We start from the raw sequence: 17,176 nt of genomic DNA on the forward strand, positions 1-17,176 counted from the left end.
CAGGCCTGACGCTACTTCAGCAGGGTGCGGAACTCGTCGAAGTCGAGGACGCCGTCGTGGTTCGCGTCGGCCGCCATGGCCTTCTTGACCTCTTCCGCGAGGTGCCCGTGGGCTCCCTCTGCCTTGAAGCCCTCTGCCAACTCGACGATATTGATCCGCCCGTCGCCATCCGTGTCGATCTCGTCGAACAGCGCCTTGAGCTCAGCCTCGTTCACGGCATACCTCTCTCACGTTCACGGGCCCGAAGGCCCACATGCCCACCACCCTGCCACACCATCGACGGCACGCTGACGACCAAGTCCTCAGAGCGGACCGCCTCGGCGACCACTCCCCCGGGCCACCACGCTGTCAAGCCACGCCGGTCCGGCGGGATCGAAGGCCGCAGGGCCAGGCCCCATACGGCGAGAGCAGAACCTACGGGGCGGGGGTGTAGGGGACGACCTAACTGTATTGATCACGAGCGTTGTCAACGGTGCCGGGGCCTGATCATGGCGAAGACCTCCGGTGTGGTGGAGGTGTCTGGGCTCCACCACACCGCACACGGAGGTCTTCGTGTCCCACCGGAACGCCCGGCTGACCGTTCACGGCAGGCGGATCCTGGTCGGACGAGTCCTGGCGGGCCAGCCGGTCGCGCATGTGGCCGCAGAGACGGGCATATCGAGATCCACCGCCCACGCATGGGTTCGCCGCCGGCAGGGCGAGGGCGACGCGGTTCCCACGACCGTTCCCGTCGGCCCCGCACGACGCCGCACCGCACGCCGCCGGTGGTCGAGGACCGGGTCTGTCGGCTGCGGACCGGCGGCCAGCTCGGCCCGGCACGCATCGCAAGTGCCACCTCTCAGGCCCCAGCGCCCTGCTCACCAAGACGAGCCCCACTCACCACGCCTTCCAGAAACACCTGCCGGTATCGCCGCGCACCCCGTCCGACAGCCCTTCCGGCTGCAGGTCTGCACGCCGAGAATGCCTGCTCCCGCGCCCCCGATGCCGGCACCGACGCCCCTCCCGCCCTCGCCTGCCGGCACCGCCGCGCGCTCACTGCATGGATGCAAGGAGAGACCATCCCCGCTGCTGGTCAGTGGGTTCCTGCTCTGCCCTGACTTCCAGGTCGACCTGGACGGACCGCGCCCGCGTCGGTCAAGCGGTGGGCGCTGTGCTGCCGGCGAGGATCTCGGGCTTCAGCAGGTCCGAGAGGATATCGGCGGGCAGCAGGCCCTTCTCCAGGACGAGTTCGGCCACTCCGCGACCGGTGGCGAGGGCCTCCTTGGCAATGGTGGTGGCGGCCTCGTAGCCGAGGTGCGGGTTGAGGGCGGTGACCAGGCCGATGGAGTTCTCGACGGTCTTGCGCAGGGCATCTGTGTTGGCTGTGATGCCCTCTACGCAGCGCTCGGCGAGGGTGCGGCAGGCGGCCTGCAGGTGGGTGATGGACTTCGCCAGGGAATGCAGGATGATCGGTTCGAAGGCGTTGAGCTGGAGCTGGCCTGCTTCGGCGGCCATGGTGATGGTGACGTCGTTGCCGATGACCTCGAAGGCGACCTGATTGACGACCTCGGGGACGACCGGGTTGACCTTGCCGGGCATGATGCTCGATCCGGCCTGGACGGGTGGGAGGTTGATCTCGCCGAGGCCGGCGCGCGGGCCGGAGGACAGCAGTCGCAGATCGTTGCAGGTCTTCGACAGCTTGACGGCGATCCGCTTGAGGACGCCGGAGAGCTGGACGAAGGCGCCGCAGTCCTGGGTGGCCTCGACGAGGTTCGCCGCGGTGACCAGGGGCAGTCCGGTGATGTCGGCGAGGTGGCGGCGGGCGGCTTCGGTGTAGCCTGCGGGGGCGTTGAGGCCGGTGCCGATGGCGGTGGCACCGAGGTTGATCTCGTGGATCAGCTCGACGGCTTCGGCGAGCCGTCCGCGGTCCTCCTCCAGCATGACCGCGTAGGTGGAGAACTCCTGGCCGAGCGTCATCGGCACGGCGTCCTGGAGCTGGGTGCGGCCCATCTTCAGTACGTCTCGGAACTCGACGGCCTTCTCGGCGAAGGCGTCCTGGAGGACGGTCATCGCCGTGAGGAGGCCACGGGCGGCGAAGACGGTGGCTATCTTGACGGCGGTCGGGTAGACGTCGTTGGTCGACTGGCCGAGGTTGACGTCCTCATTGGGGTGCAGGTGCTGGTAGTCGCCCTTGGCGTGGCCGAGCAGTTCGAGGGCGCGGTTGGCGACGACCTCGTTGGCGTTCATGTTGGTGGAGGTGCCGGCGCCGCCCTGGATGACGTCGACGACGAACTCCTCGTGCAGTCTGCCGTCGCGGATCTCGCGGCAGGCGACCACGATCGCCTCGGCCTTGTCGGCGGGCAGGAGGCCGAGTTCCCGGTTGGCGAGGGCGGCGGCTTCCTTGACGGCGGCGAGGGCGTCGACGAGGTGCGGGTAGACGGAGATCGGGGTGCCGGTGACGGGGAAGTTCTCCAGGGCGCGCAGGGTGTGGATACCCCAGTACGCGTCGGCCGGGACGTTCCGGTGGCCGAGGAGATCGTGTTCGCTGCGGGTGGCCTCTGCGGTCATGACGGTGCGGTTCTTCCTTCGGAGGTGTGGGCGGGTGGTCGGGGGCCGTACCGGGTCAGGCTCCGGCCGGCGTTGTGACCGGGGTCAGGGCGGGTACGGGCCGGATGTGGCCGACCGGCCGGCCGCCGCCCAGCAGCGGCTCCCCCTGGAACCCGGTGAGCCGACAGGGATCGACGCCGGCCCGGGCGAGGGCGGCCGCTGCGACAGGTACGCGGGCCCGGTCGGCTCCGTCGGCGATCTTCACGGCGATGGCGCGGCCGTCCGGGAGGGCTGCGACTTCGACGCCCTCGGCGCCGTCCTTGGCCACCAGCCCGGGCACGGCCTCCATCAGAGCGGCGACGTCGCGGCCGGAACCGGATGCCATCTCGGGGTACGCGCGCATGGAGTTCGCGACGCGGGCCTCGGGCGTGCCGGGGGCGGCGGCGGTGATCCGGGCGGTGGCGCGGGCGAGGCCGTGCAGGGAGACGGAGAAGAGGGGGGCACCGCAGCCGTCGACGGTCGTCCGGGCGATGCGCTGTCCGGTGAGATCCTCGACGGTGGCGGCGATCGCCTGCTGGAGGGGGTGGGCGGGGTCGAGGTAGTCGTGCAGGCTCCAGCCGTTGATCCGGCAGGTGGAGAGCATGGCCGCGTGCTTGGCGGAGCAGTTGTGGGCCAGGCGGTCGGGCTCGCGGCCCGCACGTACCCAGGCGTCCCGGGCGGCTGGGCCGTAGGGCATGTCTATGGCGTTTCGAAGGTCGTCCTCGGAGAGGCCGGCGAGTGCGAGGATGCTCCGGGCGCCGTCGAGATGGCGTTCCTCGCCGGAATGGCTGGAGGCGGCGAGGGAGAGAAGGCCGTCGTCGAGCGGGAGGCCCGCGCGCACCATGGCGACGGCCTGGACGGGCTTGAGTGCCGAGCGCGGGTAGAACGCGGCCTCGATGTCGCCGAGCTGGAGCCGGACCCGGCCCTCGGCGTCGAGGACGACGACCGAGCCGTAGTGGATTCCCTCGACGACGCCACCGCGGACGAGGTGGGCGACGGGAGCATGCAGGGGTTCACGGACGACGGGTGCGTCCGTGAGGGTGTCGCTGTGCATGGGTGCCTCTTGGTCGAACGAACGTGCCGGGCGGCGGGACGTCACGCCGGTTACGCGTCGGTCTTGGGTGCGGTGGGGGCGAGCGGGCCGTCGGCACCGAGGACACAGCCCGTGACGATGGCTCCGCCGACGGAGATCATGCTGGCGTGCCGGGGCCTGAGCGACGTGCTGCGGCCGGTGCCTCCCCCATCGACATGAGGGCGCGAGGTACGCGACTCGTCCCCGAGGTCTTGGTCTCTCACGCCTCTGGCCCGCCTTCCGTGGGGCTGCTCGCGCGAGGAGAGCGCACGATGTCGGTGAGCGAGGTCTCGACGCGGTCGAGGTGGTGGCTCATCGCCTCGACCGCGTCGTGCTCGGAGCCGTCGATCAGCGCCTCGACGATCGACCGGTGCTCACGGTTGGACTGTTCACGCCGGTCGCCCAGCTGGCTGAGGAAGGTCGACTGACGCGCCAGGGCGTCCCGGATCTCCTCGATCACCCGGCGAAACGCCGGGTTCTGGGCGGCTTCGGCCACGGCCAGGTGGAAGAGGGTGTCCATCGCGACCCATGCGGTGGTGTCCGTCTCCCGTTCCATGCGGTCGAGCAGATGGGCCAGGTGGTCGAGGTTCTCCGGGGTGCGGCGCAGCGCCGCGTACCCGGCGACCGGGATCTCGACGTGACGGCGGACCTCCAGCAGGTCACTGGCTGCGTAGTCGCCGAAGGTGGGGTCCTCGACGGTGCTCGCGACCACAAAGGTGCCCTTGCCGGTCTTCGAGGCCGTCAGTCCCATGGTCTGCAGGGCGCGCAGGGCCTCCCGCAGGACCGGACGGGACACCTCGAGGGTGCGGCAGAGCTCCGCCTCGGAGGGGAGCTTGTCGCCGATGGCGTACTCGCCGCGCTCGATGGCGCCGCGAAGGTGGGTGAGTACCGCTTCCATGGCGCTCACACGCCGCAGACTCCCACCTGTCTGGCTGTCTGACAGGTTCACCCTGCGATCCTCCAGGCTGCGGAACCGGCATGTCAAGCGCGGGGAGCACGGTCTCAGGATCCGTGCCCGGTGCAGTCGGCACGCACGTCGCGCGCACGCCCCCACCTTCAGAAACTCCGTACGTGTCCCCGCCGACCGCCGACCGCCGAGTGGACCGTCACGCGGTTCGGCCGTGGCTTCGACGGGGATATCCCGGCCCACCGCCCACACGTGGGTCTGCCGCCGGCGAGCCGAGGGCGACGCGAGCCTCCACGACCGCTCGAGCAGACCCCGCACCCCACCGCATCGCACAACAGTGACCGTCGCCCCCGGGTCTGCCGATTGCGTTCCGATCGCAGCGACGCCCTCGACCGCCTCGCGCAGCGCCGCGAGGTCGGCGACGATCACGTCCGGCGCGGCGGGCACATGATGGTCCCCCCTGTACTGCTACGAGCTCCGCCTCCTGGACATCGCCCCCGGCGGCGGCCATCGACGAGGGGCCGCTTCCAACACGGTCAGGTCAGGTGCGAGGACCGCGCTCGGTCGGCGACTCGAGCATGTGCACGTCCGTGACCGCCGGGGATGCCCAGGGTCCGGCCCTTACGGGCACGGCCGTGGCGCTCGTAGAAGCCAGGTACCTGAAACGGGAAGGAGGAGACCGCGACGCGGTTGCAACCGCGTGTCCGCGCTTCCATCTCGACCGCCGGCAGGATCTTGCTGCCCCATCCGTCCTTTCGGCATCCTCCCGGACCCACGGCATCGAGATCACACGACACAGACCGCCGCACGTCCATGCGGTGAGCCCGCCGACCAGCTCGCCCGCGCCATGGACCGACAAGCCTGAAACAGGCGGGCCTCGTGGCCTCGTCGGGAAAGGAGCGTGATCGTGAACGTGGACTCCTCATGTGGTGTCGATCGCCGGCGGCTGCTCAGGTGGGGCGGAGTGGCTATGGGCTGTCTCGCTGCCCTCCGACAAGCCGCAGATGGGCCGTCATCTGCTGGGCCGCCGCGCCCGGTTACCGTGGCGATCACAGGCTGGCGCCGACTCCGGGCGCACTGCCTGCTCCATCGCTGACCGCGCGGTGAAGCCCCGCCGATCGGTGGGCGGGGCTTCACGTTTGCGGTCGGTCAGACGAGTTCGAGTCAGGGTGCGTCGCTCGGTTCCAGGAGTGCTGCCGTCACCTGGTCCAGCGGGGCGTCACCCGGCCCCGGAATGCACCTCGATCGCGCAGAAGTAGACGTCCCGAAAGGCGAACGTCATGTCCGGCTTCCCGAGCCCCCAGCGGAGCCCCATCTCCAGCGCGGCGACGTCGTCGATGCGCTCCAGCGAGAAGCGGTCCAGGAAGTACCCCTGGCAGCGGGGGGCGACGTCGAGGAACGTCTGGAATGAACTCATCGGACCACCATCTCTCCCGTGGAGTGCTCCTGCGTGACCTCCCGTCAGGACCGTACCTCTGAAAGTAGTTCTTCTGGTTCGGGCCAGGGTCGATCGAGGGGCCGAGCCGCTGTACTGCGCCGTTCGGCCGGATCCAGATCTGGCATGCACGCACTTGGCCGGAAGGGTTCGCTCGTGCGGGCGGTGCGGCTGTCGGTAGAGCCCGGCGTCGAGCCGTACTCCGTCGCGGACGTGCCGTGGGGGAACGCGGAGGTGGTCGTGTTCGCGACGCTGGGAGGCGGCGGCCGGCTGTCGTTCCTGGAGGGGGGCAGGTCCACGCGCCAGACCATTCCGTACTCCTGCAGGGTCCGGCCCTTGGCTTGGGGCAGCGGGTCGGCCCGCGCCCAGCCGGACGCCGTCCTGAGCGTGCCTCTGCGGGGGCCAAACGTGTCCGTGCGCGGCCTTGAACGCGGCGGGCGCGTCGAGGAGAAGCCAGGCGGCAGGTCTACGCGGTGATCCGCTTCGGTCCGCCACGCCCGAGGGACAGCCGCCCACTCCGGACGACGTGATGGCGGGCGGCTTCCGCGCACCGCTGTCAAGCCGTCACGGCCGTACGCCGACTCGCCGACTGGGCGGTCCGGGTGCTCGCTTTCCCCGCGCGGATGTGGCCTGCCCGGGATGTCGTTTACGGTAGTGCCATGTCTACGCCCCGAGTTTCCTAGCTGAGGACCCGCTTCCACGCCAGAAGTGTGTCCTTTTGCTTTTTCGGAGCGTAACCCAATGATCACTGTTCGTGATGTCCATGTGCGTGCAGGTGCCCGCCTGCTGCTCTCGGACCTTTCCTTTACCGTCTCCGCCGGCGACCGTATCGGCCTGGTCGGCCCTAACGGTGCGGGGAAGACCACCTTGATGACCGCCCTGGCCGGACGGTCCAAGCCCGCTGCAGGGACGATCGTTCATACCGGCCCGGTCGGGTTCCTCGCGCAGGACTCCCGCGGCGCCGACCCCGCGGTCACGGTGCGCGACCGTATCCTGTCCGCTCGCGCCCTGGATGCGGCGCTGCGTCGTCTGCGGGCGGCTGAGACCGCGATGGCCGAGGCTGGTGTCCCCGGCGCCCTGGAGCGGGCGATGGGTGCCTATGCCCGGGCGGAGGCGGCCTTCCAGGCCGGAGGCGGATACGCGGCCGAAGCCGAGGCCGCCCGTGTCGCGGCCGGTCTGGGCCTGCCCGAACGGGTGATGGCCGAGCTGGTCGGCAACCTCTCGGGCGGGCAGAAGCGCCGCGTGGAACTGGCTCGGATCCTGTTCGCCGGGGACGACGGAGTGCTGCTGCTGGACGAGCCGACCAACCATCTGGACGCCGACTCGCTCACCTGGCTGCGCACCTTCCTGCGGGAGTACCGGGGCGGCCTGGTGGTGATCAGCCATGACACTGCCCTGCTCGCCGATGTCGTGAACCGGGTCTTCCACCTGGATGCCACCCGGGCGGCGATCGATGTTCACAACACCGGCTGGACGGACTATCTGGCCCAGCGGGAAGCGGACCAGCGCCGGCGGGAGCGGGAGCGTGCCAACGCCGAGCGCAAGGCCGCCGCCCTGCACGCGCAGGCGGAGAAGATCAAGGCCCGCTCGGCCACCGCGGTCACCGCCCGCAGCATGGCCCGGCGCGCGCAGCGCATGCTGGCCGACCTGGAGCCGGTCCGCCGTACGGAGAAGACTGCCAGGATCCGGCTGCCCGAGCCGCTGCCGTGCGGCCGGATGCCGCTGGGCGCCGTCAGCCTTTCCAAGTCCTACAACGGCCACCGCGTGCTCGACGGTGTGGACCTGGCGGTGGACCGGGGCAGCCGTCTCGTGGTCCTGGGCCTCAACGGCGCGGGTAAGACCACGTTGCTGCGGCTGCTCGCCGGTGCAGAGCGGCCTGATTCCGGGAGGGTCGTGCATGGGCACGGGCTGCGGCTGGGCTACTTCGCCCAGGAGCACGACACGCTCGCTCCCGGGCGCACCGTCCTGGAGAACCTGCTGGATGCCGCACCGCACCTGACGGACGGCGAGGCACGCCGGGTGCTCGGGTCGTTCCTGTTCAGCGGGGACGACGCGGACAAGAGCGCCGGGGTGCTCTCCGGCGGCGAGAAGACCCGCCTGGCACTGGCCGGCCTGGTCCACTCCGGTGCGAACGTGCTGCTGATGGACGAGCCGACCAACAACCTCGACCCCGTCTCCCGCACCGAGGTCCTTGCGGCCGTCGACTCCTACCCCGGAGCGATCGTCATGGTCACCCACGACGAGGGCGCCATCGACGCCCTCCGCCCCGACCGCGTCCTGCTCCTGCCGGACGCGGACGAGGACCTGTGGAGCGAGGACTACCGCGACCTGGTCGCCCTCGCCTGACCCACCTGACCGCGCCCCTTCCGCCCTGACCGGGTGGGCCCGGAGGCGGTGGGGGCCGGGGAACGAAGGGGTGCCGAAGGAGGGCCGAAGGGAGGCCGAAGCCCTCTACAGGGAAGCCGCCAACCACGGCGCCCCTACGCCGTAGAAGGTCGACCGATCAGGTTGTGGCCCTACGACCTGGCCCCGGATGGCACGCCGACACCACCATGGGCTCCTCCCTGATCGTGCGGGGACGTAGCCCGCCCCGCGTCCCCAGGCATCCGCCTCACATGCCGCAGGTCACCCGCTCACCCGCACGAGCCCCGGAGCGGGTGACACTGTCCCCGGCGCTGCGGGCGGGCCGTTCGCAGTGGCTCCTCGTCTTCTGGCCTTACGGGACAGGCTCCACCCCACCCCGTCGTGCCGGTACGCAGGTTGCGTACGAGGCGGTGGGGTGGGACTACCGGCTCGTCGGAGAATCAATCGGGTGCGGGTGGCGAATGTGCGGTGGCTCGCCGGGTGCCGCCATCCGCGGTTCGGTGGGGCGGGGGTGACGGAGGCAGTCGAGGCTGCCTCCGTGGTTCCCGGTCCTCTGATGGGCCAACGGCCCGGAATTCGACCAGGCGCCGCCGTCGACGCCGGCCTGACCCTGCCCTACCCCAACGGCTGCACCGAGGGCGTCAACACCCGCACCAAGAGGGCCATGAGCCAGATGCACGGACGCGCCGGACTCGACCTTCTCCGACACAGCATCCTCCTAGGGAACACCGGTCCGGACCCGGAACCGTATGCCGTCGATCAACTGCCGCCGAGACCAGACCGGTGGCCGCCCCGGCTTCGCCCCTCTCGGCAGCAACAGCTCCAGCGTTGCCCACTGCTCGGCTGTGAGATCCCCCGCCCCATGAACCGCGATCATGCACAGCCCAAGATCCACTTTTGATACACGACCTACAGTAGGTTCTGTCCGGCCGATCTTGGGTTGTGGGAGAATGTTGCCCATGACTTGTATTCGAAGGGGCCGTGCCTCGTAGGCCACCAGCTTTGCTTCGGCCTCGGGGGCGCGGCTGGCGTAGCCCCTGGTTGCGGTATCGCGATGTCCCGGGTCTGTCGGGAGCGGCGAATGCGGCTGTCCGTGTGTTCGAACGGGATCGATCGTCTCCGGGCATCGTGGCGGCGGCGCTGAGCGTGTGGTCCGTGCGCGTCCACGGCACGAGGCGCCGGTGGAGGCCGTGGGAGGAGGAGTTCACGTGCTTCTGCTGCGGCGAGGGTTGGGCCCGGGACAAGCTGCAGGATGCTCTGTTCATGCTTCCGCCGAGGGCCGCCGGCGAGCTTCGGGTACAGGTCGAGCGCCTGGACGCGGTGCTCCTCAAGCGCACGCATCACGAGCCGACGAAAGACCCGGAGTTGGCGTGGTGGCATCGCAGGTGCTGACCGTACCCATGCCGCCCACTGGTTCGTTGGCCCTTGCGTGACTGGTCGGGGGGAGCTGACAGAGGCTACGGCGGAGAGGGATTCGTGCCGCTCGGGGGTTGGCACGGCTCCCTGGCATGGGACGCTCAGCCGTCCGTTCCTGTCAGCGGATGCGGCTGCGTTTCATTTCTGCGGCCGAGATGTGGCCGACGCGGCTACCGAGGGGCGAGTCGGTGAGCAGACTCCCCCGTACGGGGCTTCTCACTGTGCTGGCGAACCGGACGCTAGCGGAGCACGTCGCTGGGGGCATGGAGAACGATGAGCACGTCGCAGAACCGGGGCTAGTGGTCCTGGACATCGCTGCCGCAGACGAAGTCATCGCTGCCGCGGTGATGGATGCCCTCCAGCGGCAGTGGGCCACATCCGGGATGACTCCGGTACGGCGCACCCCTGGCGAGGCGAGGGTCAGGTCGCGGGCGTATGCGGACCTGCGCCACCGCCCCGACCTCGTCGGCTAGCGGTGCTGGAGCAGTCGTATGCAGGGCCGGTGCCGGCTGTCGCTGCGGGCGGGTTCGCGGTCAGCGCCATCTGGGCGGGAGATCTAGTGTGACTTCGCCGGCCGTGGTTTTGAGCGTGAGGGTTGTCTCGCCGCGGCCGATGGCACGGTTGATCTTCTTGATCTCTGGCCATGTGAAGCCGAGGCGGTGGTACTTGTTGCGCTGCTTCGGCCTCATGTGCGTGATGTCCTCCTTCGAAGCCGTGGTCATGCCGGGATGCCACGCGCGGGCCGGCCGCTAGGACTTGTCCGGCCGATCATGTGACTACTCCGTGCCCGTGTCGTTGCTGTGGGCATGGGGCGGGGTGATCTGATCGATGCTGAGTGGGAACGGCTGCGGCCGTTCCTGCCGGTGAACAACGGGCGTTGTGGCAGGTGGCGGGATCACCGGCAGGTGATCGACGGGATCCTGCACCGGGTGCGGACCGGGGTGCAGTGGCGTGACTGCCCGAACGGTTCGGGCCGTGGAAGACCGTCTACGAACGCCATCGCCTGTGGTCGGCCGACGGCACCTGGAAGCGTCTGCTCCAGCAGGTCCAGGCCGCGGCCGACGCCGCAGGCGAGATCGACTGGGACATCTCGGTCGACTCCACCATTGTCCGCGCGCATCAGCATGCAGCCGGCGCCCGCACCGACCCGCCGCCGGCCCCAGGACAAAAGGGGGCCGCAGGGGTGGAACACCAGGACGAGACGCCGTGGCAGAGTCTCGTCGCCCGTCTGGTGGAGGTGGTGCGGGAGGTGAGGGCCTGGGCCGCTCGCGGGGCGGGTTCACCAGCAAGCTCCACCTGAGCGCGGACGGGCGTTGCCGCCCGCTGTCCCTGGTCGTCACACCCGGTCAGCGGGCGGACTGCACCCAGTTCACGCCGGTCCTGGAGAAAATCCGGGTGCCCAGATCTGGCCTGGGCAGGCCGCGCAAGAAGCCCGACAGCCTCGCGGCCGACAGGGCCTACAGCAACGGACCGATCCGCGAGTACCTGCGACGGCGGGGCATCCGCCACACCATCCCGGAGAGAAGACCAACAGCCAGGCGGCTCGCCTGCGTAAAGGCGCCCGTGGCGGACGGCCGCCCGGCTTCGACGAGGACCGCTACGAGAAACGCAACACCGTCGATCGGGCGATCAACCGCCTGAAACAGTCTCGGGCAGTCGCCACCCGCTACGACAAGCGCGGCTACGTCTTCCTCGGCACTGCCACCGCCGCGGCCGTCACGATCTGGCTTCGGACATGAGCTCCTACGCGACCCAGCAGTAGACGCTCTGCTTCTGGCGGCGGGCGCTGCTGAGGAGAGCAGCCAGATCTCCCACATTCACGTCGGCAATCTCCGTGTCGATGACCTCGCCGTCCTCCGCATACAACCGGGTCCACGAGGCGGCGACGTCACTCAACCTGGCGTGCCCGGCGTCCGCGAGCGCAGTGGACAGGCGAGGCAAACCTGCATCCTCGACCGTCGGCGCCTCGTGTCACACTCCTTCCCTGATCACGGGAGTATTCGTCTCCCGTGCGCTGAAGGGGATGCGTGTGAACAGGGTGGGGTGGGCTGTCGTCTATACGGCGGCGGTGACGATCGGAGTGGCCGGTTGCGGGGGCGATGCCATCGATCGGAATGTGAACGGGACGTCTGCGGCTACCTCCGCTCCGGTTTCAGCGAGGCCGGAGGACTCCGGTCCGATCACCAAGGCCAAGATGCGCCTGGTGCTCGACGGCATCACCAGGGATGTCGGGGCGCCGCCGAGCGATCCGGAAGCGGCCTCGATGCCGGAGTCGTCCAAGTACTCGCTGGCTGCGTGTTTCGTCACTTACAAGGGGTTCGACACAGCCGCCTCCACGCTGGACGTGGACCGGACCAATGCCCTGGCGGCCGCGTTGACTGGCCGTGGGTGGACAGAGGTCAAGAAGCGCAATGAGCGAAGGGCACCGGACGGCACAGTCGATGTGGTGGGGGCGGTGTTCAAGAAGCGCGGCTGGACCGTAGTCATGGAGTACCGCCTGTTCTCCGACAACCGAACGCTCAGTCTGAACGCCTACGATGATGCCTGCGTCAAGAAGGTCCGGGCGGCTGAGGACGCCACGTCCTCCAACTGATGGAGCCTGGCGCGGGCGACGGCGCCCCGCGCCTGCCGTCGCCCGCAGGCAGACGATGTGTTGGTCTCGTTGCTCACCCTCACGTCATGATCGGCCGGACAAGTCCTATCTAAACCCGCCTCGACCAGAACGAGGAACAGCCAGGGGCGAGCGCGGCGATGGGGCACCCATGGACGCTCTATCTCTATCGGGGTGAACGAATTCAGACACGGATTCCCTCAACGCAACCAAGAGTCGATTACGTTCTGTAGTCGGTCGAAGACTCGCTCGAAGGCTGTGCTGCGCGGCTCTCCGTGCGCGAGAATGCTCGGCATGACGACTTGAAGAGCATCGGCCGGGCGACAGTATCGGCGAAAGGTCGGGAGCTGGGACACGGTTCCCGACGGCGATCGACGCGTCTGCGCCGCCTGCGGAGCGCCAGCCGTTCGTACCAGTATCGCTTCCATCCTCGCGAGTCCCCGATGTTCGAGCGGTGCATCGGACTCGCCTGGTGTCCCACGTGCCGGATCTACTCCGGCAACATGGTGCACATCCCACGGCGGCGCGTCCTGGTCGACCTCCTCGCATCTCTTCCTCCTGAGCAGCGAGAACGGCTTCTGCGTTCGGAGACGCGAGTGATCGAATTCCTGGACCGCCAGATGCAAGGCACCAGAGGTGAGCGCCTGCGGCTGGCCGCGCCCGTGGTACGGGAACCGGAAGAAGGCTGCTGAGGGGCCGTCATGCGCCGGGCTGTTCGCAGAATGCAGGTCCCAGAAGGGAGTCCGTCCCGGTTCTAAGCGAGAACGGGCGCGGGGAGCAGTCCTGTCGCCGGTGCGTCAGTTGAACGGCGCCGACAGCTCGTCCGCCGCCTTGGCGATGGTCTTCAAACCGGTGGAGTCCGTCCAGCAGCAGGGACAAGCTGTGAAGCCGCAGCGCCTCGTCGCACTGGTCCGGGCCGCGGCCCGCTTCGCGCGTGGCACCCTCATCGAGCGATCGGCGGTCCGCGTGGCTTGTACACCAACGACGGCCGTTCGCCGGAAAACCGGTGGCGGGCCCGGCCAGCCTGTGGTGAAGATCGCGGCATGTCCGACTTCCTGGAGACCAGCCGGCTCGTTCTGCGCGCGTTCACGACGGCCGACACCGACCACCTGCTCGCCCTGGACAACGACCCCGAGGTCATGCGCTTCATCAACGGAGGTCGCACCACAAGCCGTCAGGCAATCGAGACGCGCGTCCTGCCGCGACTCCTCCAGGACTACCCGTGCTGGGAGACCCGCGGATACTGGGCCGCCCAGGAGAAGACCACCAGCACCTTCCTGGGCTGGTTCGAGTTCCGACCGTTGGACGAGCACAGCCCCGCCGTGGTCGAACTCGGCTACCGCTTGAACCAGGCGGCATGGGGGCACGGCTACGCCACTGAGGGATCCCAGGCCCTGATCCGCAAGGGGTTCACTGACCTGGAAGTCGAGCGGGTCACGGCGAACACGATGGCCGTCAACACCCGCTCCCGCCGCGTCATGGAGAAGTCGGGCCTGTCCTTCGTCCGGAACTTCACCGGGGACTGGCCGGAGGCGATCGAAGGCTCCGAACACGGTGAAGTCGAATACGAACTCACGCGGACCGCGTGGGAACAGCGGTAGACGCAGTCGCCCCAGTACACGACACTCGGCAATCTCGGACCGTCGGCACCATGCCCGCAGGGACAGGTCGCAGACCCTCCCGCACGCGACGGTGATGCTGTTGCGGGGCCGCCCGCGGCCGCGGGGAACAGCCGGTACTTCGCCCGCGCCTCCGACCCGCGGCTGGTTCTCCTCCCGTACCCGCTCCGGACCGTCGTCCGTCCTCCCGTCCCGCCATCCGCCTTCCCCTCCTCTCTCCTACCTGAAGGGACGGACCGGCGGACACAGACGTCGGTGTCTGAGCGGTAAGGCTGAGCGGAAATCGCGATCTTGCAGGTCAGCCGCCGGCGTACCCGCTCTGCTACGGCCCGATCACGCCGGGGTGCGCCGGCGGGGAGAACCGTCCAGATCGCGCGCAGCATCGCGCGGGGAGCGTCGTTCCGGGTGTCAGGCGTCCAACCGCTCCTCCAGGCGGACGGTCACGGTGTCCCCTTCCTCCTTGCCGATCGCCTTGCGCACTTCCGCCTTCACCGGCAGTTTGTGCGTGCCGTCCCCCAAGGCCATGAACGAGCTTTCGAACGGATGGCCGTCGACCGTGCCGCGGACCTTCACCAGGCCGCGGGTACCGAAGAACTCCGCCGACTCGGGCCACACGACGTAGGTCCAGCCGCCCTTGTTCGGGCTCTTCTGCAAGGTCGCGGTGAACTGCTTGTCCATCACTGATGCCTCCTGTTCACGAGCTTTCGACGAGGATGAGGTTGTTGCCGTCCGGGTCGCGCACAGCGAACATGGGCGGCGCTGCGGGCCCCATCCGCACGACCTGTGCATCCGTATCGACGCCGCGTGCGCGCAGGTCCGCGTGGGCGGCGTCGGCGTCCTGTGTCGCAAGGCGGATGCCGGACGGGACGCCTTCGGGAACGAGCGCGACCGTCGTCGTCGCCCCGGGCGGTGCCACCTCGATCCAGCGCCCGTCGCCGAAGGGCACGTCCCGGCGTAGCTCGAAGCCGAGCTCACCGACGTAGAAGTCGACGGCCTTCTGCTGGTCGGTGACGCGGATCCCGACCGTGGCCACTTGTGTGATGCGGGTGGTCCTGCTCATCCCGTGCCTCCGCTTCCGGTGGTGTTCACCAGGTAAGACGGACGCAGGTGGGAAAACTCATCGCGGGCGACGAAGCCCGACCGGACGGGGCTCGTCGATCGGGACAGATCCTGCCTGCTGCGGCACGAGCGTCGGGCCGTCCGTGTGGACCGTAGGCGGTGGCCGCACACGGCACGGAACGCCTACTCCTCCGCCGATGTGGCCGCGAGCGCCGTCCCGAGGCCGGTCCTTGCGTATCGGACGACGCGACCTCGGCGGTATCGATCGACCAGCCCCGCCCGCAGCAGAATGCCGAGGTGGTACGACACGGTCGCGCTGCTCCAGCCGGTCCTCCGGCTCAACTCGACCGTGGACGCCGGCACGTCGAGCGTGGTCAGCAGCGCGGCCCTGGTCACGCCCACCAGTCCCGCCAGGGCCGATTCCGCCGCGCCGGCCGGACGTTCCCCGAGAGCGCCGATGCCGCGCGCCCGATAGATCAGCACTGGCGGGTGGGGACGTTCCGCAGCGAACAGCACCGGACCGACATGTGTGGTGGCCGGCACGAAGAGCACTCCTTCGTCAGCCCAGTCGACGACGCCGGAGTAGGGGCGCTCCAGGACGAGTTCGGTGCCGGACCACCGCATTCGCTCGCCAAGGTCGTCGAGCACCGCCGCGGCGCCGTGCGCGGCCATCCGGTCGGCACGGTTGCCGATGTCGGCGTCCAGAACCGCTCGGACCCGTGGCCAGTCCGGCGCGAGTACGGACTCGAACAGGGTCGCCATCGCCGCGGCGGCAGCAGTCGCCACAGCGGCACCGCCGTCGCGTGCCACCGTCGCCAGCGCCTGGGGCATCGGGCGCCGCCACCGCTCGTAGGACGCCTCGCTGCGATGCTGCGCGAGAACGTGGGGCCACACACGCCGACCGCGGATCGCGATGTCGAGCTGGTAGTCGACCTCCTCCCCCGGGGTCGCCGCGATACGGGCGGCCACCTGCGACATCGACTCGCCGGGGCGCGGCACGGGTGTCAGGAAGTCCGGGGTGTAGCTGTGATCGGCGGGCACCAGGGCCTCCAGCAGCGCCCGCTGCCCCGGCGGCAGTACCTGCCGGGCACGGGCATACCACTGCCGTGCGTGAGCAGCCGGATGCCGGCCGCGGTGGCGCAGCACACCGAGAACCTCCATGGCCGCAGACGTGGCAAAGCGTGACCTGCTCCAAGCCCGTGCGTCCAGCTGCACCCTCATCGCCATCCCGAGAGTGTCCCATCGCCGCCGGGACGGGCCGATGGATTCGAAGGGCTTCGAATGCATGGCAGCCACCGCCGATCCCGCCGGATGGTGAACCGCGACCGTACGACCACGACCGAGGAGGCGCCTTGAGCTCCGACCGAACACCTACGAACGCCAGTCCCAGCCGGCCTCTCGCCGCCGTCGGCCGACGCGGCATCGTGCGCATGGGTGCCGCCCTCGGCGCGACGGGGCTTCTGGCCACCGCCACCCCGTCGTCGGCGTCGTCGGCGTCGGCGTCGGCGTCGGCGTCGGCGTCGGCGTCGGCGTCGGCGTCGGCGTCGACCGACGGCGCCGCTGCGGGCAACGATCCCGCACTGCGCAAGCCGATCCTGGTCGGCGCCAACCCCGGCCTCCAGCTCTTCGACACGTCAGGCTCGTGCACGGCCTACATCTCCATCTGGCAGGTGGAGTGGTCCACCCATGGGGCGGGGAACACTGTCGTGCTCTGGCGGCCGGACGGAATGCGGGCCGTCGGGGAAGACCCGCAGCTCGCCCTCTGGCTGGCCAATCACTTCGTCCGCCATTTCCCCGAACTCGACGGCCTGCCCTGGTCCGCCCCCCGGTTCCACCAGTCCGAGGTCCTGGTGCGGCTCGACCTCGCGTCCGGGCTGCAGGTCCGGGGCGGAGGCATCGACGTCCGCATGGCCGACGTGCTCGACCGGCGCGCCTTCGCCACCGACCGGTTCCCACTGGCCGCCGGCGTGGAACACAGCCTGAGCCTGGTGTTCGGCCCGTGCGGACGAGCCCGGGCACGCGTCGACGGCCGCATCCAGCCGGGCGAGATCCGTCTGGGAGGAACACCGGACCGCCCGTCGTCGTCGGCGTTCCTCGCCGCGGCCGAGGTGTGGCGCGCCTGACACCC

15 protein-coding genes and 3 pseudogenes are annotated in these 17,176 nt (G+C 69.6%); 8 read left to right on the forward strand and 10 right to left on the reverse strand.

The window, feature by feature from the left end:
- Positions 1-11: 11 nt before the first annotated feature.
- Positions 12-215 (reverse strand): EF-hand domain-containing protein, encoded by a 204-nt coding sequence (locus IF73_RS0100075; RefSeq protein ID WP_031002059.1) that lies wholly within the window; start codon positions 213-215, stop codon positions 12-14.
- Between the two features lie 337 nt (positions 216-552).
- On the opposite strand from IF73_RS0100075, the pseudogene IF73_RS39195 reads away from it, so the two are divergent.
- Positions 553-828 (forward strand): annotated as a pseudogene (locus IF73_RS39195) (helix-turn-helix domain-containing protein); the annotation flags it as partial.
- A gap of 306 nt (positions 829-1,134) precedes the next feature.
- Here the strand turns inward: IF73_RS39195 and aspA are convergent.
- From aspA to IF73_RS0100095, 3 genes are all read right to left on the reverse strand, one after another.
- Complete coding sequence (gene aspA / locus IF73_RS0100080) at positions 1,135-2,547, reverse strand: aspartate ammonia-lyase (protein ID WP_031002061.1); 1,413 nt, start codon at positions 2,545-2,547, stop codon at positions 1,135-1,137.
- 55 nt (positions 2,548-2,602) lie between these two features.
- On the reverse strand, positions 2,603-3,619 hold the full coding sequence (locus IF73_RS0100085) for an asparaginase (protein WP_031002063.1): 1,017 nt from the start codon (positions 3,617-3,619) through the stop codon (positions 2,603-2,605).
- A 238-nt stretch (positions 3,620-3,857) separates the two neighbouring features.
- The gene (locus tag IF73_RS0100095; RefSeq protein WP_031002065.1) at positions 3,858-4,535 is read right to left on the reverse strand and encodes a FadR/GntR family transcriptional regulator; all 678 of its coding nucleotides are present in this window, start codon (positions 4,533-4,535) and stop codon (positions 3,858-3,860) included.
- A gap of 226 nt (positions 4,536-4,761) precedes the next feature.
- Here IF73_RS0100095 and IF73_RS39200 point away from each other — a divergent pair.
- Positions 4,762-4,869, forward strand: a pseudogene (locus IF73_RS39200) (helix-turn-helix domain-containing protein); the annotation flags it as partial.
- Positions 4,870-5,763: 894 nt separating this feature from the next.
- Here IF73_RS39200 and IF73_RS0100100 read toward each other — a convergent pair.
- Positions 5,764-5,961, reverse strand: coding sequence for a hypothetical protein (locus IF73_RS0100100; RefSeq protein ID WP_031002067.1), 198 nt, complete (start codon positions 5,959-5,961; stop codon positions 5,764-5,766).
- A 759-nt stretch (positions 5,962-6,720) separates the two neighbouring features.
- On the opposite strand from IF73_RS0100100, the gene IF73_RS0100110 reads away from it, so the two are divergent.
- The gene (locus IF73_RS0100110) at positions 6,721-8,325 is read left to right on the forward strand and encodes an ABC-F family ATP-binding cassette domain-containing protein (protein ID WP_031002071.1); all 1,605 of its coding nucleotides are present in this window, start codon (positions 6,721-6,723) and stop codon (positions 8,323-8,325) included.
- Between the two features lie 736 nt (positions 8,326-9,061).
- Here IF73_RS0100110 and IF73_RS39210 read toward each other — a convergent pair.
- Positions 9,062-9,304, reverse strand: coding sequence for a transposase (locus IF73_RS39210; protein ID WP_324616062.1), 243 nt, complete (start codon positions 9,302-9,304; stop codon positions 9,062-9,064).
- A 718-nt stretch (positions 9,305-10,022) separates the two neighbouring features.
- Between IF73_RS39210 and IF73_RS41750 the strand changes: the two genes are divergently transcribed.
- Positions 10,023-10,232 carry a DUF6207 family protein gene (locus IF73_RS41750; protein WP_031002076.1) on the forward strand — a complete coding sequence of 70 codons (210 nt, stop codon included), beginning with the start codon at positions 10,023-10,025 and terminating at the stop codon, positions 10,230-10,232.
- Positions 10,233-10,292: 60 nt separating this feature from the next.
- Here the strand turns inward: IF73_RS41750 and IF73_RS40855 are convergent, their stop codons facing one another.
- On the reverse strand, positions 10,293-10,481 hold the full coding sequence (locus tag IF73_RS40855; protein ID WP_158821874.1) for a hypothetical protein: 189 nt from the start codon (positions 10,479-10,481) through the stop codon (positions 10,293-10,295).
- 84 nt (positions 10,482-10,565) lie between these two features.
- On the opposite strand from IF73_RS40855, the pseudogene IF73_RS40215 reads away from it, so the two are divergent.
- The 3 genes and pseudogenes from IF73_RS40215 to IF73_RS0100140 all read left to right on the forward strand — a co-directional run bounded on the left by IF73_RS40215 (position 10,566) and on the right by IF73_RS0100140 (position 13,971).
- Positions 10,566-11,498, forward strand: a pseudogene (locus IF73_RS40215) (IS5 family transposase).
- A 290-nt stretch (positions 11,499-11,788) separates the two neighbouring features.
- Positions 11,789-12,352, forward strand: a complete 564-nt coding sequence (locus IF73_RS0100135) for a hypothetical protein (RefSeq protein WP_158821876.1) — start codon at positions 11,789-11,791, stop codon at positions 12,350-12,352.
- Positions 12,353-13,413: 1,061 nt separating this feature from the next.
- Positions 13,414-13,971, forward strand: coding sequence for a GNAT family N-acetyltransferase (locus tag IF73_RS0100140; RefSeq protein WP_031002085.1), 558 nt, complete (start codon positions 13,414-13,416; stop codon positions 13,969-13,971).
- Positions 13,972-14,397: 426 nt separating this feature from the next.
- On the opposite strand, the gene IF73_RS0100145 is transcribed toward IF73_RS0100140, so the two are convergent.
- From IF73_RS0100145 to IF73_RS0100155, 3 genes are all read right to left on the reverse strand, one after another.
- Positions 14,398-14,667, reverse strand: a complete 270-nt coding sequence (locus IF73_RS0100145) for a DUF1905 domain-containing protein (protein ID WP_031002087.1) — start codon at positions 14,665-14,667, stop codon at positions 14,398-14,400.
- A 16-nt stretch (positions 14,668-14,683) separates the two neighbouring features.
- Positions 14,684-15,049, reverse strand: coding sequence for a VOC family protein (locus IF73_RS0100150; RefSeq protein WP_031002089.1), 366 nt, complete (start codon positions 15,047-15,049; stop codon positions 14,684-14,686).
- Positions 15,050-15,231: 182 nt separating this feature from the next.
- Positions 15,232-16,209, reverse strand: coding sequence for a winged helix-turn-helix domain-containing protein (locus tag IF73_RS0100155; protein ID WP_158821878.1), 978 nt, complete (start codon positions 16,207-16,209; stop codon positions 15,232-15,234).
- Between the two features lie 269 nt (positions 16,210-16,478).
- Here IF73_RS0100155 and IF73_RS0100160 point away from each other — a divergent pair, with 269 nt between their 5' ends.
- Positions 16,479-17,171 (forward strand): hypothetical protein, encoded by a 693-nt coding sequence (locus IF73_RS0100160; protein WP_199806595.1) that lies wholly within the window; start codon positions 16,479-16,481, stop codon positions 17,169-17,171.
- Positions 17,172-17,176 lie beyond the last annotated feature (5 nt).

Source organism: Streptomyces sp. NRRL F-5727 (genome assembly GCF_000719555.1).
GTDB lineage: Bacteria > Actinomycetota > Actinomycetes > Streptomycetales > Streptomycetaceae > Streptomyces.